The sequence below is a fragment of the Mycobacterium sp. ST-F2 genome (assembly GCF_001905655.1).
GTDB lineage: Bacteria > Actinomycetota > Actinomycetes > Mycobacteriales > Mycobacteriaceae > Mycobacterium.
On sequence record NZ_JMHT01000029.1, the window covers coordinates 19361 to 43399 of the forward strand.

The window sequence follows — 24039 nt, forward strand, 5'->3', positions numbered from 1 at the left end:
ATTCCGTGGCACGCCGTCCATGCCGGGTTTCGCAGGCGTGGGCACCCCGAACGCGCTGCGATCCTCGACGGTTAGATGGCCTCGGTAGTTCTTGCCGGGCCCGCCCCTGCGCGGTGTGCTTCGGTTGGCTCCGGCACCCCGCAGCCCCCGTACTGCGATCCTCGACGGTTAGGTGACCTAACTGTCCTCTGATGGGGCTCACTCGGCCAGGCCTCACTGGTGGAGTCGCGGAGCCTCGACGGTTAGGTCGACTAATCGCGTTGCGGCGCCGCGCTATTGGCTAGTTGACCTAACCGTCGAGGATTCGTGCGCCGAGCATGCGACGCCAATCCTCCTGCGGCGCCTATGTTTAGGCGCCCTAACCGTCGGCGATGGCGGGTTGTTCGCGGCTCCCGATCTTGTCGGTAGGCATGTCTAAATTCGAACACATGAACTGCTTATCTGCTTAACTGGACTTGAATGTCAGAAATCGCCAAAAGTGTTGCTAGGCAGTAATTTCCGATCTTCTCTCGCTGCCGGGTCAATGTCGTGCACGGGTGAATCGGTGCCGCCGATGAGGTCGTGAAGTGGGTGCGGGTCGGTGTTCACGGCCTGCTGGAGCAGTCGATAGAAGAGCATTCCTCGGGCCTTTGACCTGCGGCGATTGAAGCGGAACGTGAACTCGTCGAGGTAATACGGCAGGTGTTCACGCTCAACGCGGTAGTGGTGGGTGCCGGCATTCCAGCGTTTGAGCAGGGAGGCGATGCGATGAGGTCCCGGCAGGGTGACGTGACCGGGTTCTGGGGCGCTGTAGCCCGAGATGTACTCGTGGCGGTAGCCCTCGTTGGCCAGGACGCGGAACATCCGCGCACCGTCGGTGCGGATCAGCGAGCCGGGTTCGGCAGTGTTGCGAGCGAAGTCGACGAGCTGCTTGGACCCAGGCGCGTCGGCTACTCCTAACCGAACCCGGCCGAGGCGAAGTTTCCGATTCACCTGTGTTCCAAGGTTTTCCACCGCAATCATCACGGGAACCTTCGTCGTGGATGCGCCATCGCGGCCGGTGGCCCGGCCACCGATGAACGATTCATCGACCTCGACCACCCCGGATAGAAGCTCACGATCGGGGCGCACCATCGCGCGCCGCAGTTTGTGCAGCCAGGCCCACGCGGTTTCGTAGGAACCAAGCCCCAGCATGTCGTGCAGGTTCTGCGCCGAGGCCCCGTTTTTCTGTGAGGTGACCAGCCAGATCGCCGCAAACCACGTGGTCAGCGGCGTACGGGTGCGATGAAAGATGGTCCCGGCGGTCACTGAAGTCTTGCGGCCGCAGGCCACGCACTTCCAATGCTGCGTCGAGGTCTGCCACGCCCGGTCACCACCACATACCGGGCAGCGAAAGCCTTCTGGCCAGCGCAGATTCGCCAGATACTCCACGCACGCCGCGTCATCGGGAAACCACGTTCGAAACTCCTGGAACGTGCGCGGATAGTCCACCCCGCCGACTGGTCCACCAACTTCGATACCCACGCTGACCAGCATAGGTCCAATTAAGCAGATAAGCAGTACACATGAGCGAATCCAATAGTGATCCCCACGCCGCGGCCGCGGCGGTCGACGCTATCACCCTGTCGACCCGGGAAGAGAACGCCGCCGGCGCGCGCCGACTGGCCGCGGTCGCGGATCTGTGGGAGCTACGCGCCCCCGACGACGACATCGAAAAACGATATTGGGCGATCGACGGCTATGCCGGGCTGGTCGTCGAGGTCGCCGCCGCTTTGGGGGTGTCCCGCAAGCGGGCGCAGGCGCAAGTGGACCGGGCGGTGATGCTGCGCACCCGGCTGCCAAAGGTGGCGGCGGTGTATGCGAAAGGCCTGATCGATGCGGTGATGGTCGCGATGATCGTCTCCCGCACCGACCTGATCATCGACGACGACATCGCCCAACAAGTCGATGCCGACCTTGCCGCCAAGATCGTGGCCTGGGGCCGGTTGTCGAAACCGAAAATGGAGCAACGCATCGACGCCATCATCGCCGCCTGCGACCAAGCCGGCGTGCACCCGCCGAAACCCCCGTCGCAAGCCCGCTACCTCGACATCCGCGCCTGCGGCCCGGGAAGTGCGAGTGTCTGCGGGACGGTGGATGCGGCGGCCGCCGCGGTGCTCGACGCCGTCCTCGATGACCTGGCCAAAAGCGTGTGCCGCAACGATGGGCGCAGCCATGATCAGCGCCGTGCCGCCGCCATCGATGCCCTGGCCCGCGGTGGTCGGTTGCGGTGCGAGTGTGGACAATCCGACTGCCCCGCCGCCGCGGTCGCGGGGCTGCCGGCGCCGACCGTGGGCACCCGCGCGGTCATCCACGTGATCGCCGGCAGTAAGACCCTCGACGGGCAGGCGCCGGGTTTCCTGCCCGGGTATGGGCAGGTCCCTGCCGAGCAGGTCGCCCACCTCGTCGACGGTGCGGTCATCCGGCAGGTGGACCTGCCGCCGGATGTGGCCGAACCGCGCTACCGGCCCTCGGCCAAACTCGCGGAGTTCGTCCGCTGCCGCGACCTGACCTGTCGCTTCCCGGGCTGTGACCGGCCCGCCGAAGCCTGCGACCTCGACCACACCGTGCCCCACCCCGCCGGCCCGACACACCCATCAAATCTCAAGTGCCTGTGCCGGTTTCACCACCTCCTCAAGACGTTCCACGGCTGGACCGACCACCAATACCCCGACGGGTCGGTCGTGTGGGTCGCGCCGACTGGGCACACGTACATCACCAAACCCGAAGGCGCCCACTGGTACCCGCAACTCGCCCAGCCGACCGGAACACCCGAGATCACCGACGAGCCGGTGCGCACACCCGGACGCGGCTACTGCATGCCCAAACGCAAACAGCCCCGCGCGCAGGAACGCCAACAACTCATCAACGAGGCGCGGATGGCCAACGAAGAACGCATCGCCAGCGAGGAATCGCGACGCCTCGAACGCGAAAAGGTCCGAGCAATAGAAGAAAACTGGGATGAACCCGCACCGTTCTAGGGGCTCATCTGATCGCCGTGGCGGTGCAATCGGCGAAGCGTCTGGCGCTCGATCGCGTGATCTTCGCGAAATTGACTGCCAGACCGTTGATCTCGGTATCGGACCGCTGCGGGAAGGTCGACAGTGGCGTGATGACGAGACCGTCGGTCTCGAGGGATGCGGCGACGTCACGGTCGCGGTGGTCGGCTGGCAGCAGGATGGCGACGTGGAGCCCGGCCTGTACGCCGAGTACTTCGAGATCGGGACAGCGGGCCTCGAGCTCGCTGATCAAAATGTCACGGCGGCAACGGTATTCGCGACCAGCGCGGGCCAGGTGCCGTTGCAATTCCCCAGCAACGATCAATTCGGTGAGCGCGGCGCGGGTGATGGTCGATACCGCGATCCGGTGGTCACGGAGGTAGGTCTGGACCGCGTTGCGCAGCGGTACCGGTGGCACCAACCAGGCCGCGCCCAGGCTCGGAGCCAGGATTTTCGATGCGGTCCCGACGTAGGCGACGTGTTCGCCCGCACCCGGTATCGACCGGATGGCGGGCAATGGCGCGACTCCGTAACGGAATTCGCCGTCGTAGTCGTCTTCGATGACGATCGATCCGGTGCGCTTGGCCCACGCGACCAGCTCGGCACGCCGACGCACCGACAGCCGGTGTCCGAGTGGGTACTGGTGTGCCGGCGTCGTGTAGACGATGCCGGGCTCGTCGCCGAGCCTGTCGACGCAGAGCCCGTCGTGGTCGACCGGGACGTAGATCAGATCCAAGCCGGCGCGGGCGAACTCGTGGGCGGCGGACGGATAGCAGGGTGATTCGAGGTAACAGCGGGTCAAGCCGCTGACGTTGGCCAGTGCCTCGAAGGCAGCCGTCGACCCGGGAACGTCGAACACCGTGTCGGTGTCGACGCCGCGACTCACGCGAAGGTGATGGGACATGGCGGCGGTGAAGGCGTCGTCGGCGCCTTCCCATGGGGACAGTGCCGTGGGTCGGTCCGACGCTGCCTTCCGCCACGCGCGCGTCCATGCCCGCATGTCGATGAGTTCGGTGTCGGGAGATCCTGGGCGAAGGTCGACGCCCGCGCGAGGCGCTCGGGTATCAAGTGTCGGCACCACGCCGACGTCATCGAGGCGCGGAGCTCGGCTGGAGAGTCCGGCTTGTGCGGCCGCGGTGGCGCCGGCGGTGGTCCGGGTTCCGGCGCCCGGCACACCCTCGAGAAATCCGGCAGCCACCAACTCGTCGTACGCGGCGGCGACCATGGTTCGTGAGCACCCGAGCTCGTGGGCAAAAGTCCTGGTCGAGGGCAGCCAGTCTCCGTCACCGACCTGCCCAGCGGCAATCAACGCGACCAGCTGGCTCGCGATCGCCCTGGCGCTGAGATCGGTGGTCTCCAGCGGCAAATGCACCACGCGGGTGTGACGGGCCATCTGTGGAGAATACTGGCCTTGGGAGCAATGCAATTTCTGGCTATTCCGGCAAGTCCGGAATTGTGGTGATCTTGAAGCATGGAAAGGCTCACCCGTAAGTCCGGTCGACAGTCCACCGCCCGCGCCGCCCTCGACGAGTTCCTCGACGGGCAGTGGTGGGGCGTGCTCAACGTCGGCAATGTGGCCCGTCCGGACGGCAGGGTCAGGCCGCTTGCGGTGCCGACGTTGTTCGTCCGTCACGAGGATCGGATCCTCATCCACGGCTCGACGGGTGCGGGTGCGTTGGGGGTCAACGGCAAGGACGCCCAGGTGGCCTTCTGTGTGACAGCCATGGACGCACTTGTGGTGGCGCACAGCACTTTTGACTCTTCGGTGCACTACCGTTCGGCGGTGATCTACGGCGACTTGCGACCGGCCGAACGCGAGGACAGGGAAGCCCTCCTGGAGCGGTTCAGCGAGCTCCTCATCCCCGGTCGCACCGCCGAGGTGCGCGCCATGCTGCCCAAGGAGATCGCGGCGACCAACGTCATCTCCCTACCGATCGTCGAGGGGGACTGGGTGTACAAGGTCAACGGCGGGCCCGTCGCCGAACCGGACGAGGAAACCACCGCCTGGGCGGGCATCGTGCCGTTCTCGGTCACCTACGGTGCACCCCAGCGAGCGGAGTGGTCGACGGCCGAGTTGCCCGACTCGGTGCGGGTGATGGTCGGCATGGGAGGCGCCTGACCAGCGCACATAGATCTGGTTAGACATTTTTGGGGAATCGGGAATAGATCGGGAACTGCCCCCGTTGGACTCACCGACAACAAGTTGAGCGCACCAGGCTCAAGTTCGGCTTGACAGACGGCCCCGTCCGATAGCAAGCTTGAGCGCAGTTCGCTCAGATCACCAACAATGTCTATCAGGAGGCATCACTATGGCTCGTGCGGTCGGTATCGACCTCGGGACCACCAACTCATGCGTCTCGGTTCTCGAAGGTGGCGACCCCGTCGTCGTCGCAAACTCTGAGGGCTCCCGTACCACCCCGTCGGTCGTCGCGTTCGCGCGCAACGGCGAGGTGCTGGTCGGTCAGCCCGCAAAGAACCAGGCAGTGACCAACGTCGACCGGACCGTCCGCTCGGTCAAGCGCCACATCGGCACCGACTGGACCATCGACATCGACGGTAAGCAATACACCTCGCAGGAGATCAGCGCTCGTACGCTGCAGAAGCTCAAGCGCGACGCGGAGGCGTACCTCGGTGAGGACATCACCGATGCCGTCATCACCGTTCCGGCCTACTTCAACGACGCCCAGCGTCAGGCCACCAAGGAAGCCGGCCAGATCGCCGGCCTCAACGTGCTGCGCATCGTCAACGAGCCGACCGCGGCCGCCCTGGCCTACGGCCTGGACAAGGGCGAGAAGGAACAGACCATCCTGGTCTTCGACCTCGGTGGTGGCACCTTCGACGTCTCGCTGCTGGAAATCGGCGAGGGCGTCGTCGAGGTCAAGGCGACTTCCGGTGACAACCACCTCGGTGGTGACGACTGGGACGAGCGCATCGTGCAGTGGCTGGTCGACAAGTTCAAGGGCACCAGCGGCATCGACCTGACCAAGGACAAGATGGCGATGCAGCGTCTGCGTGAGGCTGCGGAGAAGGCCAAGATCGAACTCTCGAGCTCGCAGAGCACCTCGATCAACCTGCCGTACATCACCGTCGACGCCGACAAGAACCCGCTGTTCCTCGACGAGCAGCTGACCCGCTCGGAGTTCCAGCGCATCACGCAGGACCTGCTCGACCGGACCCGTCAGCCGTTCCAGTCCGTGATCAAGGACGCCGGTATCTCGGTCTCCGACATCGACCACGTGGTCCTCGTCGGTGGCTCGACCCGTATGCCTGCCGTCACCGAACTGGTCAAGGAACTGACCGGCGGCAAGGAGCCCAACAAGGGCGTCAACCCGGACGAGGTCGTGGCCGTCGGTGCCGCGCTGCAGGCCGGTGTGCTCAAGGGTGAGGTGAAAGACGTTCTGCTGCTTGACGTCACCCCGCTGTCCCTCGGTATCGAGACCAAGGGTGGCGTGATGACCAAGCTGATCGAGCGCAACACCACCATCCCGACCAAGCGGTCCGAGACCTTCACCACGGCCGACGACAACCAGCCGTCGGTGCAGATTCAGGTCTTCCAGGGTGAGCGTGAGATCGCTGCGCACAACAAGCTGCTCGGCAGCTTCGAGCTGACCGGCATCCCGCCGGCCCCGCGTGGCGTGCCGCAGATCGAGGTCACCTTCGACATCGACGTCAACGGCATCGTGCACGTGACCGCCAAGGACAAGGGCACCGGCAAGGAAAACACGATCAAGATCCAGGAAGGCTCCGGCCTGTCCCAGGAGGAGATCGACCGGATGATCAAGGACGCCGAGGCGCACGCCGAGGAGGACAAGAAGCGTCGCGAAGAGGCTGACGTCCGCAACCAGGCCGAGTCGCTGGTCTACCAGACGGAGAAGTTCGTCAAGGATCAGCGTGAAGCCGAGGGCGGCTCGAAGGTTCCCGAGGACACCCTGACCAAGGTCGACGGTGCCATCGCTGAGGCCAAGACCGCGCTCGCCGGCACCGACATCGCCGCCATCAAGACGGCCATGGAGAAGCTGGGCGTCGAGAGCCAGGCCCTGGGCCAGGCGATCTACGAGGCCACTCAGGCCGAGCAGGCCGCCGGCGCGGGTGCGGGTGCTCCGGGTGGCGCCGCCGCAGACGACAACGTCGTGGACGCCGAGGTTGTCGAGGACGATCAGGAGAACAAGTGACACAGGACGATTCGCACGAGCCGGTGACCATCACCGACAAGCGGCGCATCGATCCGGAAACCGGCGAACCGCGTGAGGGCGCTCCGGCGTCGGCCCCTGAGGGGTCGGCGCCGGAGGCCCCGGCCGCCGGTGACGCCGTGGACGACGCCGCAGAGCTCAAGTCGACGCTGCAGCGGGTCAAGGCTGAGTACGACAACTACCGCAAGCGGGCGATCCGTCAGGAGCAGGCCGCCGCGGAACGGGCCAAAGCCCTTGTCGCCCAGCACCTGTTGCCGGTCCTCGACGATCTCGACCGGGCTCGCGCCCACGGGGATCTCGAATCCGGGCCGCTGAAGTCGGTGGCGGACAAGCTTTCTGCCGCCCTTGGCAACATCGGCCTGAGCGCATTCGGTGCCGAGGGTGACGAGTTCGATCCGTCGATTCACGAGGCCGTTCAGCACGAGGGCGACGGCTCAAATCCGGTGCTCGGCACCGTGATGCGCCAGGGCTACAAACTCGGCGAGCAGGTGCTGCGGCACGCACTGGTCGGGGTTGTCGATGCTGTGCCGACCGAATTCGACGCGGCCGACCAGCCCGACACGCCCGCCAATACCGACGCTGCGACCGAACAGAAACCAGAATCAAACGAGTAACCGAGCGACGCTGAGGAGGTGACGCGACATGGCTCAACGTGAATGGGTCGAGAAGGACTTCTACAAGGAACTCGGCGTCACCTCTGACGCCACGAAGGATGAGATCAAGCGCGCCGCGCGCAAGGTGCTGGCCGACAACCATCCGGACCGCAACCCGAACAACCCGGCAGCCGAGGACCGCTACAAAGCAGCGACCGAGGCCAAGGAAGTTCTGACCGACGACGCCAAGCGTGCCGAATACGACGAAACCCGGCGGCTTTTCGCCAACGGTGGATTCGGCCGACGGTTCGGTGGCGGCGGAGGCGGTGGCGGCTTCGGAGGTTTCGGCGGCGATTCGTCGGAGTTCAACCTGGGCGACCTGTTCGACCAGGCGGGGCAGACCGGCGGCGCCAACATCGGTGACCTGTTCGGCGGCCTGTTCGGTCGGGGTGCGCAGCAGCCGCGTCCCAGCCGTCCGCGCCGCGGCAACGACCTGGAAACCGAAACCGAGCTGAGCTTCCTGGAAGCGACAAAGGGCGTGGCGATGCCGCTGCGCCTGACCAGCCCGGCACCTTGCACCAACTGCCACGGCAGTGGCGCGCGTCCGGGGACCAGCCCCAAGGTCTGTCCCAACTGCAACGGTGCCGGCGTCATCAACCGCAACCAGGGTGCGTTCGGCTTCTCGGAGCCGTGCACCGATTGCCGCGGGACCGGCTCGATCATCGAGCACCCCTGCGACGAGTGCAAAGGCACCGGCGTCTCCACCCGGACGCGCACCATCAATGTGCGCATCCCTCCGGGTGTCACCGACGGTCAGCGCATCCGGCTGGCCGGGCAAGGCGAAGCAGGTCTGCGCGGGGCGCCCTCGGGCGACCTGTACGTCACGGTGCACGTCCGTCCCGACAAGGTGTTCGGGCGCGACGGCGACGACCTGACCGTCACCGTTCCGGTGAGCTTCCACGAATTGGCATTGGGAACAACGCTTTCCGTGCCGACGCTGGAAGGCAAGGTCGGGGTCCGGGTGCCCAAGGGCACGTCCGACGGCCGGATCCTGCGCGTGCGTGGGCGCGGTGTGCCCAAGCGCGGCGCCGCCGGGGGCCACGGCGACCTGCTGGTGACCGTGAAGGTTGCCGTGCCGCCGAACCTCGAAGGTGAAGCGGCCGAGGCCTTGGAGGCGTACGCAAAAGCGGAGCGCGCCAGTGGATTTGATCCGCGGGCGGGTTGGGCCGGGTCGCTATGAGTGCCCGGCGTAAGACTGAGGAAGCCCGTACCTTCCTGATTTCGGTGGCCGCCGAGCTGGCCGGTATGCACGCACAGACGTTGCGGACATACGACCGGCTCGGCCTGGTCAGCCCCCAGCGCACCTCGGGCGGCGGTCGACGTTATTCGCAGCACGACGTCGACCTGCTGCGCGAGGTGCAGCGGCTGTCCCAGGACGAGGGCGTCAACCTCGCCGGCATCAAGCGCATCATCGAGCTGACCAATCAGGTCGAGGCGCTGCAGGCCCGCCTCACCGAGGTGACCGCCGAACTCGAACGCGTCCGCAAGCCCAGCACCGCTCTGGTGCTGTGGGAACCGCGGCGACGGGGCGGTAGTTCGCCGCGGGGGTAAGAACCTTCGCGATCGCCTACGCCTGGACGCCGCCGAGCACAGGGTTCGTGGCGTCCTGGCAGATCGACGAAATGTGTTGCCAGTAAATCCAATCCGACATCGCCTCCCGCTGCGCAGCCACATGCGGGGCGGTGTACGCCTTGTATAGCTCGACGTTCTGCATGTGGTCGGCGTAGGCGATCAACTTGGTCAGATGATCGACCGGGCCACTGGTGCCAGTGGTCCGCATCAGCGGCTGGATGGCACCCATCCACAGCCTCATCGCCTGCTTGGGATCTGGCGGAGCCTCCTGTACCGGCCGCGGGGGCAGCGCCTCGTACAGCGTGACATCAGACCATTCCTCAAGGCGCGCAGCCGCTTCCGGAGCGATCACCTGCAGCCGCGAACGGCCCTGCATCGTGCCATCGGCCGGAATGTCATCAGGGGCCAACTCTTCGACATGGGTGCTCGATTTGTACGGCTTGACCTCTTCAGGCGTGCCGATGATCGCGCGCAGCGTCTTGTTGTGGAACTGTGCCCAGCCCTGTAGCGCCAGGAACGGGAAATTCACCCAGCGCCCGCGCTCAGCCGGAGGGATCGCCTCGTCGGCACTGACCAACGTCACCTGGCCCGGCAGTTTCACCCCTTCTGGGATGTATCCGATGCCGTAGGAGTTGGCGGCAAGAATCTGGCCCTCAGATGTGACGCCGACTGCCCACACGAACTGGTAGCTGGCGAGTGGGACGGATGGCGGCGCGTGCAAGGCGGCGGAGATTCGCCGCGCGATCTCGATGTCCGCGTCGGTGTTTCCTGCCGACTTCCGCTGCAGCAGACCAGCTTTGGCGGCAGCGGCCATCGCGTCGCGCTCCGCTCGGGCCGGGCTGACCGGGATCGGCGCGGCCGCGGCAGCAGCCTGCTGGTTGTTCGTGCCAGCGGCGGCGACGCCCGGGCCTGCAGGTCCGACGGGCTGCCCGGGTTGTGCGACCGGTGCTGCCGGAGACGGGGTCGGGGCAGGGCCCAGTGGTGCTGCCGGCGCAGCCGGGGCCGCAGCTGCCGGGCCACCACCGACGGGACCGCTGCTGCCTGCTGATGACGCGGCACTCACCGGAGCTGCACCTGTCCCGGTTGTGCCGCCGGCGGCGCCGGTCGGAGTCGGAGTGGCCGGGTTCGGCGTGGTGGGCTGTGCCGTCGCCGGTTGAGCGGCACCCAGCGGCTGCGGAGCGTTGCTCGCTGCGTTCTGCAAACCCTGGCCGAACTGCTGTAGGCCCTGCTGTAGCGGGTTCTTCGGGCCACCGCCTGGTTGCTGTGCTCCGGCACCCTGTCCAGTCGGGTTACCCGACTGCTGCGCACCGGAACCGCTGCCGGTTCCGCTCAGGCCGCTGGCAGAACTGCTGCTTCCACTGGTCGCGCTTGTGGACGATGGGGCACCGCCAGCAGACGTGGAGCCCGTCGACCTGGGCCCCGATGCCGCTGGTGTGATCGATGCAGCGGGGGCACCGCCCGGGCCCGCCCCGCCGGGAACGGCGGTCGCGGCAGGATCGGCCGGAGCCGCCTGCTTCGCGGGCTGCGCAGCAGGTGCGCCAGCTGGTCCGAGTTGGTTACTAGATGCTGGGTTGGCTGGGGTCGGTGGCTGCTGGGTTGTAGGTGCAGCCGCGGGGGCTCCGACCTCTCCCCGAGAATTTTGCTGGTTAGCTGCGGAGTTTGACCCACCTACAGTATTCGGTGTCTGTCCAGTCGGTAACGCAACCGGAGCTCCCGCTGGTCCGCGGCCGCTACTATCGGGCTTCGATTCTCCTGGTGCGCTCGCGGGAGGTGGCGGAGCGGCTCCGATTGTCGGCGGTGGTGTCGGCAGTCCATTGGTGACTAGTTCGTGCTCGCTAATGCGTGGGTGGTATGTGGACGGAGATTCAACGCCGCCTGCTGCGCGTTCTACCACTCCGAGGTTCTTGTTGTAGCATTCAACCTTTCGATTGTGTACCAGTGTTGAATAGTCTGGGTCGTCTTTTGCTATCTTGCTGATAGCGTCTTTGGCTGCATTTACATTGTTGATTATCTCGATTTTGGCGTTTGTAATGACGTTGTGCATGTGGTCATTCCAATTTGCGGACAATGTCAGCCAAAGACGCATATCGATAAATGATCTAACGGCGGATAATCCCTTATCGTGTGCCGCGCCAGCGGCGCCGCCGACCCAGTATCCGCCACCGTTTTTGAATGTGTCGTTGACTTCATTTCCCCAAGGTATGGCGGCGCGGCTTACGAGGCGCTGTAGGGCGTCCGTGCATGCTTGAGCAACCTCGCGAAACTTGGTTTCATCTGCGTTTGGCCATGCCCCAGGTTCGAGCATGTCGTCCGCGTCTCCAGGTTTCTGCAAGCCCACTAGTTCCCACCGCCTGTTTTGCAAGCGCCAGAAATAATCCCGGGAGCGTATCGAAGTACGTCGTAAAGGTGTTCATCGGGTTGGGTGTATGTAGGCAAGGCTTCAATGAATGCAGACCCGTATTGTGCTGCGAGTGTTGCAAAGTCTTGGATCGACGGGTTCTGAGCCCTCGCTCCGAGGCGGCTAATCGAATTCGTAAATTCCTTCATGGGTGCAACTATGGCCTCATTGACTGCCCTGAGGTCCGGCGTCCAGCTGCTGGCTGGGATATTTGGATCAATTTTGAACCACGCAGAAATTGCGGGATCTGTGTTGAAATCGTTCAGTGCGCTAATCCAAGGCTCGCAAATAGCGTCGCCACTTTTCATGAAGCGTTGCGGACTTGCGGGATCTCCGACAGTGGTAGTCCGTGCAGGAGGTTCTGCCGCTGGGATCAAGGGGCCGCGCGCCGCCGCAGATCCGAACGAGATTGACTGACATACTCCAAGTATCGTCGCCCCGATACTGTTCACTGTGAGAGCGATATTATTATCGTCGGGAGTATACGACTCGATTTTGGCGGCGTAGGCGCGTGCGTAGGCTCGAAATTGTTCGAAGAGCTCACGCATTACTCGATGCGTGGTTAGTTTAATTAGTGGAATGGATTGATTGGCGGCATTCTCCATTGCTCGAGCAACAGCCTGATACTGATCTCGAATATCCGGTGTCCATGAGGATGCAGGCAGAGATGGGTCGCGCTTGTCCCATCCATTCTTTTCTATGTTCGCCAACGTGTCATTAATCGGACCCCACGGCGCACACGACGGATCTTCGGTTATCACCGAAACCGGCCCAGTGTCGTTCGCGCTGGCGATGTCGGATTTCGCACCCGACGTCGACGTACCGCCGCCGCCATTGTCGGAGCCCTTACCGCCAGCGCATGACACTGCGACCACGGCCGTCACCGCGATGACGGCGATCAACGCGATCGCACCGAGGATCCACTTCACCGGACCCTTCTTCTGCGGCGCGGGCGTCGGACTCGGCCACTGCTGTTGCGGGTTCCACTGACCCTGCGGACCCGGCTGTCCACCGGGGTAGCCCTGCCAGTTCCCGGGCTGCTGCGGGGGCTGGCCGCCCCACGGGCCGGACGGCGGTGGCTGGGTCACAGTTGTTCCTCCACATTGGGTCGGGTCGGTGCGGCATGCCGTGGTCCGGACGACGGCGGCACGGGGGCGGTGCCGGAACCATGGACCGGCGCGGCAGCATGCTTGGGCTCGACAGGAGCCTTGGGATGCTCTTTCTCCGGTTGTGCCTGCGGTTTTTGCTCTGCTGCCGACTTCTTCTCGTCGTCGGCTTTCTTTTCTTCAGCAGCCTTCTTCTCGGCATCCTCAGGCTTGTCCTTGTCGGACTCGCCCTTCTTGCCGGCCATCTGGCCGATCTGCTGACCCACTTGCTGAGCAATCTGCATAGCGGCTTGTGGAACGGCGCCGGCCGCTTGGGCCATCTGCATCGGCATCTGCAGCATCTGGCCGCCCATTTGGCCGAGTTGGCTCAGCTGGCTCATCGGATCCCCGCCGGCGCCGGGCGCACCGCCTGCACCTGCAGGGGTCGCGCCAGCTTTGGCTGAATTGGCAGCACCGGCGGCCGAACCGCCTCCGCCGCCCGGTACACCACCGCCACCGCCAGAGCCTTGACCAGCCGGATCGTCGAGCTTTGCCTTCAGCACAGCTGCCGCCGCGTTCTGATCCGTTGTGGCATACGTGGACGCAGCTTCGCTGATGTTCGCCGCGTAGCCGGCAGTCTCTGTTTTCAGTTTCGGCAGGCCAGTCCTGATGGGCTCGGCGAATTTGGGAGCGTTCCTGGCCGCCGCTGAACTCAGCTGGTCTGTAGCGGGCGGAAAGTAGAAATCCGGCGGCGGCGGCACGGCATCGGACGCCGCCTGAAAAACCTGACCTGCCGCGGCAATCTGAGCCGTATCAACCTTCAACGTGGGCGTCATCGGATGCCCGCCTGACGGTGCGCCGCCCCTTGCGACCGGTGACTACTCGACACCGAATTCCCCTCCCTGCGTCGATCAGCCGAACTTGCCCTTGAGCTTCCCCTCGGCAGATTCCATCGAATCATGGCCGTCCTGGATGGCATCGATCAGCTTGTTCAGTGCTTCAAGCGCATCGTCGGCCTTCTCGCCCCATGACTGCTCGGCAGCTTGCCAGCCCTCACGCGCGGTGCCGTGCCAGGCGTCGTTGGTGACCATCTGGATCCGGGCACGCTCCTCGACGAGGACGTCGTTCAACCGCTTGTGCTCATCCTTGAGCGCACCGATCGTGTGCTCGATCTCGGCGAAGTTCCATTCCTGCTCTGTCATCGCTGCCCCCTACAGATGCATCGCTTGGGTCAGGCCCGCGGCCGCATTGGCGTCGGTCGAGTCGTACGCGGCCACCGCGGACTGCAGCTTCTCGGTGATCGACTGCTGCTCGTTGCGCAACGCGGCCATGGCGTTCTTATAGCTCGTCAAGGCAGCCTTGACGGCCTTGCCGGTCTCGCCCTTCAGAGCCCCGTCGAATGACTGAGTTGCATTTTCGACCTTCGTTTGGTGCTCCTGGAGGTGACGTATCGTCTCCTCGAGCTTTGCGACCTGATGCCGCAACATCTGTGTATCGACCTTGACTACGTCCATGCCGCCCCCCTTCGCGCAACAACCCCCGGCCGATTTTACGCCCGGGGAGTTATCAGTCGTCCCAGCAAGGATACTGGGCCTAGAGCGGGGGTACCTGCACCAAAAAGTCGGAGGGCTTACTGTGGCGCAGCTCCGTTGACAGTGGCGTTGACCGGGGCAGATTCGCTGACTTTGGCGCGCAACAGCTCCCGCAACTCGGCGATCTCACTCCGCAGTTCGACGATGTGTGCCGTGGTCACGGCATCGTGCTTTTCGTCTTCGACCGACACACTCTGCACGATCCAGGACGCGATGGTTGCTGTGATCGAACCGACCAGGCTGATCCCGCCGATCATCAAGAGCGCGGCGAAGACTCGACCGGTCGTGGTGACGGGGTACATGTCGCCGTAGCCGACCGTGGTGATCGTCGTCATCGCCCACCACAGCGCCTGCCCGAAAGTGGTGATGTGGGCGTCCGGCGCGCCGCGCTCGGCTTCCAGTACCGCGAGCGCCCCGACGTACACCAGCAGCACAGCGCCGGAAATGGTGTAGACGATCACCTTGCCACGGATGGCGTTGCCGATGGCCTTCTGCAGGGCGCCGACCAGCACGACCAGGCGAAGCAGACGCAGCGGCCGCAACAATGGCAGCAGCACGATCGCCAGGTCGACCAAGTGGCGGAAGAACCACTGCTTGCGGTCGGGGGCCAGGTAGAGCCGGGCCAAGTAGTCGGCGGTGAACACCGCCCACGCCAGCCAGGTCACCAGGGTCAGCAGCCGCGCGACGAGGCCGTGCGGCTGGACGAGAACCTCGATGCTGTACGCAGCCAGGAACAGGGCAGCCACGGCCGCCAACGGCCACTCCGCACGGTGTTCCCACCTGTCGAGGCGGTCTTGCGTATCCACGTCAGAAAGTGTGCGGCACCAGTGGCGATTTCGGAACTCAGTTGACGGCGATCGAGAACCGCGCTGTCGCTGGTCGGCCCGGGAAAGCGAGGTGGTAGCCGCCGCGGCGCAGCGCGTCGGTGGGCGCGGCCATGGGCTCGATGGCCACCAGTGCGTCGCCGGGTGGCGCGAACAGTTGCGCGGCGGGGTAACCGGTCTCGAAGGTGACGGTGATCCGGTGGTCGCCGCCGCGGAGGATGAACTGCGCGCCGTCTGGTACCTGGTCGAAACCGTCGTCGTAGGCGGTGTCGCCGAGCGGCGCGGACTGCGCCGGCCAAGCCTCAACCGCACCCGAAGGCAACCCATGTTCGTCAGTCGGCAGATGCCGTAGCGCCGGCGTCTCCAGCACCCAATCCTGCCGCGGCACACCGGGAATGGTGAAGTACGGGTGATAGCCAGAGCACAGCGGCACCGAGGCGGACCCAGAAGGCCGAACAACAGTCTCGACCGTGAGAACACGGCCCACCAAACTGACCCGCTGCGTCAGCACATGTGGGAACGGGAACGACGCCAACAACCCGGGCCTGCTGAAATCGACTGCGGCGGCAAGGGAATTCGAGGTCTGCTCAGTGACAAGCCAACCCGGATAAGCCGCGAGAACGCCGTGCATCGGCGAGCCGTGAGCATCGACGCGCACGCCACCGGACCCTGGCGACAACGTGACCAGACCACCGTCGACGTCATAGGTGTTGCCGCCCAACCGGTTCGCCCACGGGTACAACAGCGGGATGCCCATGGTTTTGGCGTTCGTCAGGTAGGCATCGAGGCCGCGGCGCTGGCCGAGGAACTCAAGGTCGCCATCGGCAAAGGACGTCCCGATCATGCCGGCCGCGGGGACGAAAGTCGCCGTCATCGTGGACTCGGGGTCGCGCAAGACGACGGTGTCGAGTTCGGCCATCGGTTCCTCCAGTGTCAGTGGGCCAACGGATCGTGCTGAATGCGTTCTGGCGGGGCGCCTTTGGCAATCAGGGCGGCTTTGGTCGCGGCGACCATCTTGGGCCCGCCGCACACCAGGATCTGCCGGTCGCCCCAGCTGCCGTAGCTGGTGACGACATCGGGGAGCAGTCCGGTCTGCCGGACGTGCAGCCCGCGAGGTGGCTGGACGTCCGGATAGTCGACGGCCCACGGTGGGTCGGTGGAGTACTCGGACACCGGCGTGACCGACAGCCACGGATTGGTGGCGGCGATCTCCCAGAGGACACGCAGATCGTAGAGGTCGCAGGGGTAGCGCCCGCCGAAGAACAGGTGCACGCGGGGATTTTCGGCCTCGCGGCACAGGTTCATCAGCAGCGCGCGCAACGGAGCGAGGCCGGTGCTGCCGGCCACCATGAGCACATCGCCGTCAGAGCGTGAAACATGCATCCCGCCATGGGGATTCGAGAGGCGCCAGCGGTCCCCGGGAGTGGTCTGGTGGACGATCGCGGTGCTCACCATGCCGCCGCTGACCGATCGGATGTGGAACTCGATGGCGCCACTGGCGTCGGAGGGCATCGACGGACTCAGATGCCGCCACCGTCGCGGCCACTGCGGCACCTGCACCGCGACGTACTGACCGGCGTGATACGCCAGCGCCTGGTCCAGTTGCAGCCGCACCACCGACACGTCCCGGGTGACACGTAGATGCTCGACGACGGTGCCGTCGACGTACGGCGGGGTCTGTTCGGCATCGGCGGCACCGCGCATGACACCGACGATCAGGTCGACGGCGTGGGTCGTCGCCTCGGCGACGCGCGCGTCCCAGTGGTCACCGAGCTCGTCACGCAGAGTGGCCAGTAGCGCATCGTGCACCGCCGCGTAATGCTGTTGCCCCACACCGTATTTGCGGTGGTCCCGGCCGAGCTGTGCGAGGAAGGCCACGGGCTCCTCGGCCCGCTGATCGATGAACTCGCCGAGCACCCAGAACAGTGCCTGGCCGAACGCGGTCCGCTGCGCCGCCAGATCGGGCGGGAACAGGTCGCGCGCTGACGGATCGGTGGCGAACCAGCGGGCGTAGAAGCGGCCGACCACGTCGTCCCCGCCGCGCGCAGGGTCCATCGCGGCGCGCACCGTCGTCAGTGCTTCGCGGTCGTCAAGCCCCATCAGACATCGGCGACGTGGTGTCGAAGCGGTTTTCTCCCAGGGAGTTGACGAACGTGGGGCCCAGCAGCTCGAGTTCGCGTCGATGCGAGTCGGCCCATGCGCCGTACGGCAGGTGTGCCAGGTATTCGTTGCGGAAGCGGTCGTCCTCGGACACCTCGGTGACGCAGAACGTCGGGATGGCGAGGTCGACCACCGGTCCGCCGCGTTCGACCTCGGCCAGCAGAAGCGGGGCATTGCTGCCCGTGAACCGGTCGATGATCCAGCCGTCCTCACCTAGCCACACCGAGTACCGCACCTTGGTGATCACATGTTCTGCGCGCCGGACGATCTCACCGGCGACGAGTGGATCGAGTTCGCGCTCGGCCTCGTAGCGGGTGCCGCCGGCGGCCGGGCCCTTGGCGGTCATGGTGCCGATCGAGTCGGCGCCGATGGCGTCGATGAGATCGATCGCCGGATCGCTCAGATCGGTGGGAGCCGGGCCCTGCACGCGCACGCGGACGGCATAGCCGTCGGCCGCGAACAGGTAGGCCTGCACGATCAGGGCAGGACTCGGGTCAGACGCTGTGACAGCGGGCAGGTCGCGGACGAGGAACTTTCGTTCGAACTCGAAATCGCCGAAGCCGGATTCGGACATGGTTGAACGGTAGTCCTAGAGGTGGCTCAGACCCTTGTATGCCACGAGAAGTCCGATGATGATCAGGATCCCGGCCACCAGCACCGCGTGCTGACGGTGTAGCCAGGCGCCCAGGCGCGCCATGGCCGGGTCCAGCCGCTCGCCGGCGGCGACGTACGTCAGGACCGGAATGGCGACGGAGCTGCCGGCCACCAGGGCGAAATAGACGACGGACGCCAGGTTCGCGGCGCCGGGGAGCTCGTCGGTGCTGATGGCCAGGCCGGCGGCGATGCACATGAACAGCACCTTGGGGTTCACCACTGCCAACACTGCCGCGGTCACGAAGCCCCGGGCCGGGGTGACCGTGGTCAGCTTCCGCATCCAGGCGGGCTCGTGGGCGTCGTGCGTGCGAGTGGCGAAGCGGTAGATGCCGAAGACGACGAGCAGGGCGCCGATCACGATGCGTATCCACGACGCCGTGGTCGACGGGTGACCGCCCGTGGGCATCAGGGCGGACAGCTTGACGAACGCCCCGGTCAGGACTGCGAGGGCCAGCAGCCAGCCGGCGAGGTAGGTCAGTCCCGTGGTGCGCGCGTGGGGTGATTGGAGCACCAGCACAGCGGGAATGATCGACAGCGGCGACAAGGCGACCACCAGGGCGAGGGGAATCAGTTCGGTCAGGACCGAAACCCAATCCGTCATGCCGACATTGTTGCTTACGGATCCGTCGATCTTGGCGGTTGGGCGCGGCAGAATTCCTGTAGTGACCCAGATCATGCGCAGATCGGAAATTTCCCAGACTTGAGCGGAATAGACTCAACCTTGACGACGCTGAACAGAGCGACAAGCATTTTTCTGTAGACGAAAGGGAGGTGTCGTGGACTCGTTCAACCCGACCACGAAGACTCAGGCGGCGCTGACCTCAGCGTTGCAGGCGGCGACAGCCGCCGGAAACCCGGAGATCCGTCCGGCGCATTTGTTGATGGCTCTGCTGACCCAGAACGGCGGCATTGCCGCACCCCTGCTGGAGGCCGTCGGCGTCGAGCCCGCGACCATCCGGGCCGAAGCTCAGCGGCTGATCGACCAGCTGCCGAGTGCCTCTGGCGCCAACTCGACGCCACAACTGTCTCGTGAGTCGGTTGCAGCCCTGACCGCTGCCCAGCACCTGGCCACCGAGATGGACGACGAATACGTCTCCACCGAGCACCTGCTGTACGGCCTGGCCAGTGGCGACTCCGACGTCGCCAAGATCCTGGTCAACCACGGCGCCGCGCCGCAGACGCTGCGTGACGCGTTCGTGAAGGTCCGCGGCAGTGCCCGCGTCACCAGCCCCGATCCCGAGGGCAGCTACCAGGCGTTGGAGAAGTACTCCACCGACCTGACCGCCCGCGCCCGGGAAGGCAAGCTCGACCCGGTCATCGGCCGCGACAACGAGATTCGTCGCGTCGTGCAGGTGCTGAGCCGCCGCACCAAGAACAACCCCGTTCTGATCGGTGAGCCCGGCGTCGGCAAGACCGCCATCGTCGAGGGCCTGGCCCAGCGCATCGTCGCCGGTGACGTACCGGAGTCGTTGCGCGACAAGACCGTCATCTCCCTGGACCTCGGGTCCATGGTGGCCGGCGCCAAGTACCGCGGTGAATTCGAGGAGCGGCTCAAGGCCGTCCTCGACGACATCAAGAACTCGGCCGGGCAGGTCATCACGTTCATCGACGAGCTGCACACCATCGTGGGTGCCGGCGCGACCGGCGAATCCGCGATGGATGCCGGCAACATGATCAAGCCGATGCTGGCCCGTGGCGAGTTGCGGCTGGTCGGCGCGACCACGCTCGACGAGTACCGCAAGTACATCGAGAAGGACGCCGCCCTGGAGCGCCGGTTCCAGCAGGTGCTGGTCGGCGAACCGTCGGTCGACGACACCGTCGGCATCCTGCGTGGCCTCAAGGACCGCTACGAGGTGCACCACGGTGTGCGCATCACGGACTCCGCGCTGGTCGCGGCGGCCACGTTGTCGGACCGCTACATCACCAGCCGCTTCCTGCCGGACAAGGCCATCGACCTGGTCGACGAGGCCGCGTCCCGGCTGCGCATGGAGATCGACTCCCGGCCCGTGGAGATCGACGAGGTCGAGCGGCTGGTCCGTCGCCTCGAGATCGAGGAGATGGCGCTGTCCAAGGAAGAGGACGACGCCTCGAAGGAGCGGCTCGAGAAGCTGCGTTCGGAGCTGGCCGACTACAAGGAGAAGCTGGCCGAGCTGACGACGCGGTGGCAGAACGAGAAGAACGCCATCGACATCGTTCGCGAGCTCAAGGAACAGCTCGAGGCGCTGCGCGGTGAGGCCGACCGGGCCGAGCGCGATGGTGACCTGGCCAAGGCCGCCGAGCTGCGGTACGGCCGGATCCCACAGCTCGAGAAGCAACTCGACGCCGCGTTGCCGGTCGCCGAGGCCCGCGAGAACGTCATGCTCAAGGAGGAGGTCAGCCCCGACGACATCGCGGACGTGGTGTCGGCGTGGACGGGCATCCCGGCCGGCCGAATGATGGAAGGCGAGACCGCCAAGCTCCTGCGCATGGAGGAGGAGCTCGGCAAGCGCGTCATCGGTCAGAAGCAGGCCGTCGAGGCCGTGTCCGATGCGGTCCGTCGCTCCCGTGCCGGTGTGGCCGACCCCAACCGTCCCACCGGATCGTTCATGTTCCTCGGACCGACCGGTGTCGGTAAGACGGAGCTGGCCAAGGCGTTGGCGGACTTCCTGTTCGACGACGAGCGCGCCATGGTCCGCATCGACATGAGCGAGTACGGCGAGAAGCACTCGGTGGCTCGTCTGGTCGGTGCCCCTCCGGGCTACGTCGGTTACGACGCCGGTGGTCAGCTGACCGAGGCAGTGCGGCGACGCCCGTACACGGTGGTGCTGTTCGACGAGGTCGAGAAGGCGCACCCCGACGTGTTCGACGTGCTGCTGCAGGTGCTTGACGAGGGACGCCTGACTGACGGTCAGGGCCGCACGGTCGACTTCCGCAACACCATCCTCATCCTGACCTCGAACCTCGGCGCCGGTGGCACCGAGGAGCAGGTGATGGCGGCGGTGCGCGCGAAGTTCAAGCCGGAGTTCATCAACCGTCTGGACGACGTGCTGATGTTCCACGCGCTCGACCCGAGCGAGCTGGTGCGGATCGTCGACATCCAGTTGGCTCAGCTGCAGAAGCGGCTGTCGCAGCGGCGGCTGCAGCTCGAGGTCTCGCTGGAGGCCAAGAAGTGGCTGGGCGAGCGCGGCTTCGACCCGCTGTACGGTGCCCGTCCGCTGCGCCGGTTGGTGCAGCAGGCCATCGGCGACCAGCTGGCCAAGATGCTGCTGGCCGGCCAGGTGCACGACGGCGACGTCGTGCCGGTCAACGTCAGCGCGGACGGCGAGAGCCTGGTGCTCGGCTGAGTCAGTTATCGGGGAGCCCCGTCACACTTCGGTGTGGCGGGGCTTCCGGCACTTATGGCGTACCTTGAGGGGCCCGATCAGAGTGGTTCGGACCCCGCCGTAACGAGCTTGTGACCAATTCGAGTTCGGGCATTTCGGGTACCAGCCAGTAGGCTTGGGCGGATGGTCCCGCTTTGGTTCACACTTTCCGCACTCTGCTTCGTGGGTGCGGCGGTGCTGCTGTACGTCGACATTGACCGTCGACGTGGCCTTGGACGGCGCCGTAAGTCCTGGGCGAAGTCGCATGGCTTCGACTACGAACACGAGACTCCCGACCTGGTCAAGCGGTGGAGCCGCGGCATCATGTCGACCGTCGGTGAGAACGTGCACGCCCGCAACGTGGTGCTCGGCCAGATTCGTGGCGAGGCCGTGTTCATCTTCGATCTCGACGACGTGGCCACCGTCATCGCGCTGCACCGCAAGGTCGGCACCAACGTCGCCGTGGACGTGCGGCTCAAGGACATCCCGGAGCCGCGGGAGAACGACATCTGGCTGCTGGGCGCCATCGGCCCGCGCATGGTCTACTCCACCAACCTCGATGCCGCCCGTCGCGCCTGCGACCGCCGCATGGTGACCTTCTCGCACACCGCCCCGGATTGCGCCGAGGTCATGTGGAACGAGCAGAACTGGACGCTCGTCTCCATGCCCATCACGAGTACCCGCGCTCAGTGGGATGAGGGTCTGCGCACCGTCCGCCAGTTCAACGACCTGCTGCGCGTGCTGCCGCCCGTGCCGTCGGGCCAGAACAGCGTCGCCGGCCAGGCCGTCGCCCGTCGCAGCGGCTCGCCGAGTCGTCCGCTCAGCGCCGGCCCGATGCGGCAGAACGAGCTGCCCGCCGGCCGCAGCAACCAGGCCCCCGGCCGCGCCGACATCGGCCGCTACACGCAGTTCGCACCGGCCCGTAACGGCCGCCCCGCGCCGAATTATCAGCGCTGAGCCGCCTGCGGCTAACCTGAGCCGCATGTCTTTTCGCAGGTTGGCCTCGCGGCTGCTGGCAGTGCTGCTGGCCGGCGTGCTGGTCGCATGTTCGGGTGACGGTTCCGCCAGCACCAGCGTCTTCGGTGCCCCCAGTGCGAAAATCGGCGAGTCGCAGGCGCTGCTCGGCTGGAACGTGTCGGTGTCCAACCTGCGCTTCCAGGACGATCAGGTGATGATCGACGTGGACATGGCCGCCGCGAAAGCCGGTGGCGAACACGCCAAGCCCGAGGCGCTGCGCTTCGGCCTGTACGGCGCACTGGCGCACCCCATCGAAGCGAACGTGATCGGTGGCTGCGACGGCGTCCCCAACCTGAAGATCAATCCGGCCGTCGTGCAGAACCCGGACAAGGTAACCGGCACAGTCTGTTTGGGACCCATGCGGGACCAGTCGCAGGTGCGCGGCGTCTACCTGTATTCGCCTGCCGACCGGATCAAGGACACCACCGTGGCCTACGGTGCGGCGTACCCGGTGGGCCTGACGCCCACCAACGAGTCCGACACCGGACTGTCGCTGAAAGCCACCAGCGTGGACGGGTTCCGGGCCGACGGCAGCCAGTTGAACCCCGTGGCCCTGGGCGATCCGGCGGCGTTCACCGGCAACGGCTACATGCTGCTGGGTCTCGAAATCCTCGGCGCGGCAAGCAGATACAAGGATGACTCGGCCAAGCGGGGCGGCCCGTTGATGATCGCGGTCGCGCCGACACTGCCGCCGCCCGGACTGTCGCACGCATGTGATGTCTACGGCTCCACGCTGCTGGTGCTGCCGGACTCGTCGCAGGGCGCGATCTCGACGCGCGCCTCGCTCTGCACCCAGGGTGAGATCAACCAGGCCCTGCTGTACGCCACCGTCACCGTGGTGGGAACCCATGCGGCGGTGTGGATTTCGCGTGCCTGAGCAGGCCGCTGATCACACTGATGTGCCCGGTCCCACCGAGTGGGGTGCCGGGCCCGGCGTCGGCCCCTGGCCGGGCGAGCTGCCCGACGACCCGCGCTACGACCCGGAGTTGTTGCGCGAGGGCGACACTCGCAACGTCGTCGACGCCTACCGGTACTGGACGCGGGAGGCGATCATCGCCGACATCGACAACCGTCGGCACCCCTTGCACATCGCGATCGAGAATTTCGGCAACGATGCCAACATCGGCGCGGTGGTCCGCACCGCGAACGCGTTTGCCGTGGACACCGTGCACATCGTCGGCCGCCGGCGGTGGAATCGTCGCGGCGCCATGGTGACCGACCGCTACCAGCGGCTCATGCACCATGCCACCACCGCCGAATTGCTGGCCTTCGCCCACGACGCCGGGCTGACCCCGGTCGCCGTCGACAACGTGCCCGGCTCGGTGCGGCTGGAAGAGACGGTGCTGCCCCGCGAATGCCTGTTGATCTTCGGGCAGGAAGGTCCGGGCATCACCGACGACGCCAAGACTGGGTCGATGATGACGGTGTCCATCGCGCAATTCGGTTCGACTCGCAGCATCAACGCCGGGGTGGCCGCCGGGATCGTCATGCATACCTGGATCAGCCAACATGCAGGACTGGATCGGGCCTGGTAGG

At 65.8% G+C, this 24039-nt stretch carries 22 protein-coding genes; 10 read left to right on the top strand and 12 right to left on the bottom strand.

Annotated elements, in window-relative coordinates; genetic code table 11:
* Positions 1-462: 462 nt before the first annotated feature.
* A complete protein-coding gene (locus EB75_RS12055; RefSeq protein WP_502689365.1) occupies positions 463-1497 on the bottom strand; it encodes an IS1595 family transposase in 1035 nt (344 codons plus the stop codon).
* Between the two features lie 47 nt (positions 1498-1544).
* Between EB75_RS12055 and EB75_RS12060 the strand changes: the two genes are divergently transcribed.
* Entirely contained in the window at positions 1545-2999 is a 1455-nt protein-coding gene (locus tag EB75_RS12060; RefSeq protein ID WP_073695626.1) for an HNH endonuclease signature motif containing protein, read from the top strand.
* 4 nt (positions 3000-3003) lie between these two features.
* Here EB75_RS12060 and EB75_RS12065 read toward each other — a convergent pair whose 3' ends face one another.
* Positions 3004-4410, bottom strand: coding sequence for an aminotransferase-like domain-containing protein (locus EB75_RS12065; protein WP_073695627.1), 1407 nt, complete (start codon positions 4408-4410; stop codon positions 3004-3006).
* 78 nt (positions 4411-4488) lie between these two features.
* On the opposite strand from EB75_RS12065, the gene EB75_RS12070 reads away from it, so the two are divergent.
* The 5 genes from EB75_RS12070 to EB75_RS12090 all read left to right on the top strand — a co-directional run bounded on the left by EB75_RS12070 (position 4489) and on the right by EB75_RS12090 (position 9411).
* Positions 4489-5136: a pyridoxamine 5'-phosphate oxidase family protein gene (locus EB75_RS12070; protein ID WP_073695628.1), complete on the top strand. Its 648-nt coding sequence runs from the start codon at positions 4489-4491 to the stop codon at positions 5134-5136.
* Between the two features lie 190 nt (positions 5137-5326).
* Positions 5327-7189: a molecular chaperone DnaK gene (dnaK, locus tag EB75_RS12075; RefSeq protein ID WP_073695629.1), complete on the top strand. Its 1863-nt coding sequence runs from the start codon at positions 5327-5329 to the stop codon at positions 7187-7189.
* Positions 7186-7821 carry a nucleotide exchange factor GrpE gene (grpE, locus tag EB75_RS12080; protein ID WP_073695630.1) on the top strand — a complete coding sequence of 212 codons (636 nt, stop codon included), beginning with the start codon at positions 7186-7188 and terminating at the stop codon, positions 7819-7821. The genes dnaK and grpE overlap by 4 nt, the downstream gene beginning before the upstream one ends.
* Positions 7822-7849: 28 nt before the next feature.
* The gene (gene dnaJ, locus EB75_RS12085) at positions 7850-9040 is read left to right on the top strand and encodes a molecular chaperone DnaJ (protein ID WP_073695631.1); all 1191 of its coding nucleotides are present in this window, start codon (positions 7850-7852) and stop codon (positions 9038-9040) included.
* The gene (locus EB75_RS12090) at positions 9037-9411 is read left to right on the top strand and encodes a heat shock protein transcriptional repressor HspR (protein WP_073695632.1); all 375 of its coding nucleotides are present in this window, start codon (positions 9037-9039) and stop codon (positions 9409-9411) included. Before dnaJ ends, EB75_RS12090 begins: the two co-directional genes overlap by 4 nt.
* Positions 9412-9427: 16 nt before the next feature.
* Here the strand turns inward: EB75_RS12090 and EB75_RS12095 are convergent, their stop codons facing one another.
* From EB75_RS12095 to EB75_RS12140, 10 genes are all read right to left on the bottom strand, one after another.
* Positions 9428-10495, bottom strand: coding sequence for an EspK C-terminal domain-containing protein (locus tag EB75_RS12095; RefSeq protein WP_142239563.1), 1068 nt, complete (start codon positions 10493-10495; stop codon positions 9428-9430).
* Positions 10496-11769: 1274 nt separating this feature from the next.
* Complete coding sequence (locus tag EB75_RS28470; protein ID WP_142239564.1) at positions 11770-12759, bottom strand: ESX-1 system-associated protein; 990 nt, start codon at positions 12757-12759, stop codon at positions 11770-11772.
* Positions 12760-12914: 155 nt separating this feature from the next.
* Entirely contained in the window at positions 12915-13751 is an 837-nt protein-coding gene (locus EB75_RS12105; protein ID WP_073695635.1) for a hypothetical protein, read from the bottom strand.
* A 75-nt stretch (positions 13752-13826) separates the two neighbouring features.
* Positions 13827-14117, bottom strand: a complete 291-nt coding sequence (locus tag EB75_RS12110; RefSeq protein ID WP_073695636.1) for a WXG100 family type VII secretion target — start codon at positions 14115-14117, stop codon at positions 13827-13829.
* A gap of 9 nt (positions 14118-14126) precedes the next feature.
* Positions 14127-14429, bottom strand: coding sequence for a WXG100 family type VII secretion target (locus EB75_RS12115; RefSeq protein ID WP_073695637.1), 303 nt, complete (start codon positions 14427-14429; stop codon positions 14127-14129).
* A gap of 116 nt (positions 14430-14545) precedes the next feature.
* Positions 14546-15313 (bottom strand): potassium channel family protein, encoded by a 768-nt coding sequence (locus EB75_RS12120; RefSeq protein WP_073695638.1) that lies wholly within the window; start codon positions 15311-15313, stop codon positions 14546-14548.
* Between the two features lie 37 nt (positions 15314-15350).
* Entirely contained in the window at positions 15351-16250 is a 900-nt protein-coding gene (locus EB75_RS12125) for an aldose 1-epimerase (protein ID WP_073695639.1), read from the bottom strand.
* A 14-nt stretch (positions 16251-16264) separates the two neighbouring features.
* On the bottom strand, positions 16265-17431 hold the full coding sequence (locus EB75_RS12130; protein ID WP_073695640.1) for an FAD-binding oxidoreductase: 1167 nt from the start codon (positions 17429-17431) through the stop codon (positions 16265-16267).
* Entirely contained in the window at positions 17421-18065 is a 645-nt protein-coding gene (locus EB75_RS12135; RefSeq protein ID WP_073695641.1) for a CYTH domain-containing protein, read from the bottom strand. The genes EB75_RS12130 and EB75_RS12135 overlap by 11 nt, the downstream gene beginning before the upstream one ends.
* A 15-nt stretch (positions 18066-18080) precedes the next feature.
* Positions 18081-18746, bottom strand: coding sequence for a GAP family protein (locus EB75_RS12140; RefSeq protein ID WP_073695693.1), 666 nt, complete (start codon positions 18744-18746; stop codon positions 18081-18083).
* A gap of 175 nt (positions 18747-18921) precedes the next feature.
* On the opposite strand from EB75_RS12140, the gene clpB reads away from it, so the two are divergent.
* The 4 genes from clpB to EB75_RS12160 all read left to right on the top strand — a co-directional run bounded on the left by clpB (position 18922) and on the right by EB75_RS12160 (position 24038).
* Positions 18922-21468 (top strand): ATP-dependent chaperone ClpB, encoded by a 2547-nt coding sequence (clpB, locus tag EB75_RS12145; RefSeq protein ID WP_073695642.1) that lies wholly within the window; start codon positions 18922-18924, stop codon positions 21466-21468.
* Positions 21469-21630: 162 nt separating this feature from the next.
* On the top strand, positions 21631-22443 hold the full coding sequence (gene ttfA, locus EB75_RS12150; RefSeq protein WP_060999469.1) for a trehalose monomycolate transport factor TtfA: 813 nt from the start codon (positions 21631-21633) through the stop codon (positions 22441-22443).
* Positions 22444-22468: 25 nt separating this feature from the next.
* A complete protein-coding gene (locus EB75_RS12155; protein WP_073695643.1) occupies positions 22469-23380 on the top strand; it encodes a hypothetical protein in 912 nt (303 codons plus the stop codon).
* Positions 23352-24038 (top strand): TrmH family RNA methyltransferase, encoded by a 687-nt coding sequence (locus EB75_RS12160; RefSeq protein ID WP_073695644.1) that lies wholly within the window; start codon positions 23352-23354, stop codon positions 24036-24038. Before EB75_RS12155 ends, EB75_RS12160 begins: the two co-directional genes overlap by 29 nt.
* The last annotated feature ends 1 nt before the right edge of the window (position 24039 follow it).

Excerpts from the sequence above, each read along its gene's own strand:
- EB75_RS12060 (WP_073695626.1), top strand. The coding sequence starts at position 1,545 with ATGAGCGAATCCAATAGTGATCCCCACGCCGCGGCCGCGGCGGTCGAC.
- EB75_RS12065 (WP_073695627.1), bottom strand. The coding sequence starts at position 4,410 with ATGGCCCGTCACACCCGCGTGGTGCATTTGCCGCTGGAGACCACCGAT.
- EB75_RS12070 (WP_073695628.1), top strand. The coding sequence starts at position 4,489 with ATGGAAAGGCTCACCCGTAAGTCCGGTCGACAGTCCACCGCCCGCGCC.
- dnaK (WP_073695629.1), top strand. The coding sequence starts at position 5,327 with ATGGCTCGTGCGGTCGGTATCGACCTCGGGACCACCAACTCATGCGTC.
- dnaJ (WP_073695631.1), top strand. The coding sequence starts at position 7,850 with ATGGCTCAACGTGAATGGGTCGAGAAGGACTTCTACAAGGAACTCGGC.
- EB75_RS12090 (WP_073695632.1), top strand. The coding sequence starts at position 9,037 with ATGAGTGCCCGGCGTAAGACTGAGGAAGCCCGTACCTTCCTGATTTCG.
- EB75_RS12105 (WP_073695635.1), bottom strand. The coding sequence starts at position 13,751 with ATGACGCCCACGTTGAAGGTTGATACGGCTCAGATTGCCGCGGCAGGT.
- EB75_RS12110 (WP_073695636.1), bottom strand. The coding sequence starts at position 14,117 with ATGACAGAGCAGGAATGGAACTTCGCCGAGATCGAGCACACGATCGGT.
- EB75_RS12115 (WP_073695637.1), bottom strand. The coding sequence starts at position 14,429 with ATGGACGTAGTCAAGGTCGATACACAGATGTTGCGGCATCAGGTCGCA.
- EB75_RS12125 (WP_073695639.1), bottom strand. The coding sequence starts at position 16,250 with ATGGCCGAACTCGACACCGTCGTCTTGCGCGACCCCGAGTCCACGATG.
- EB75_RS12130 (WP_073695640.1), bottom strand. The coding sequence starts at position 17,431 with ATGGGGCTTGACGACCGCGAAGCACTGACGACGGTGCGCGCCGCGATG.
- EB75_RS12135 (WP_073695641.1), bottom strand. The coding sequence starts at position 18,065 with ATGTCCGAATCCGGCTTCGGCGATTTCGAGTTCGAACGAAAGTTCCTC.
- EB75_RS12140 (WP_073695693.1), bottom strand. The coding sequence starts at position 18,746 with ATGACGGATTGGGTTTCGGTCCTGACCGAACTGATTCCCCTCGCCCTG.
- ttfA (WP_060999469.1), top strand. The coding sequence starts at position 21,631 with ATGGTCCCGCTTTGGTTCACACTTTCCGCACTCTGCTTCGTGGGTGCG.
- EB75_RS12155 (WP_073695643.1), top strand. The coding sequence starts at position 22,469 with ATGTCTTTTCGCAGGTTGGCCTCGCGGCTGCTGGCAGTGCTGCTGGCC.
- EB75_RS12160 (WP_073695644.1), top strand. The coding sequence starts at position 23,352 with ATGCGGCGGTGTGGATTTCGCGTGCCTGAGCAGGCCGCTGATCACACT.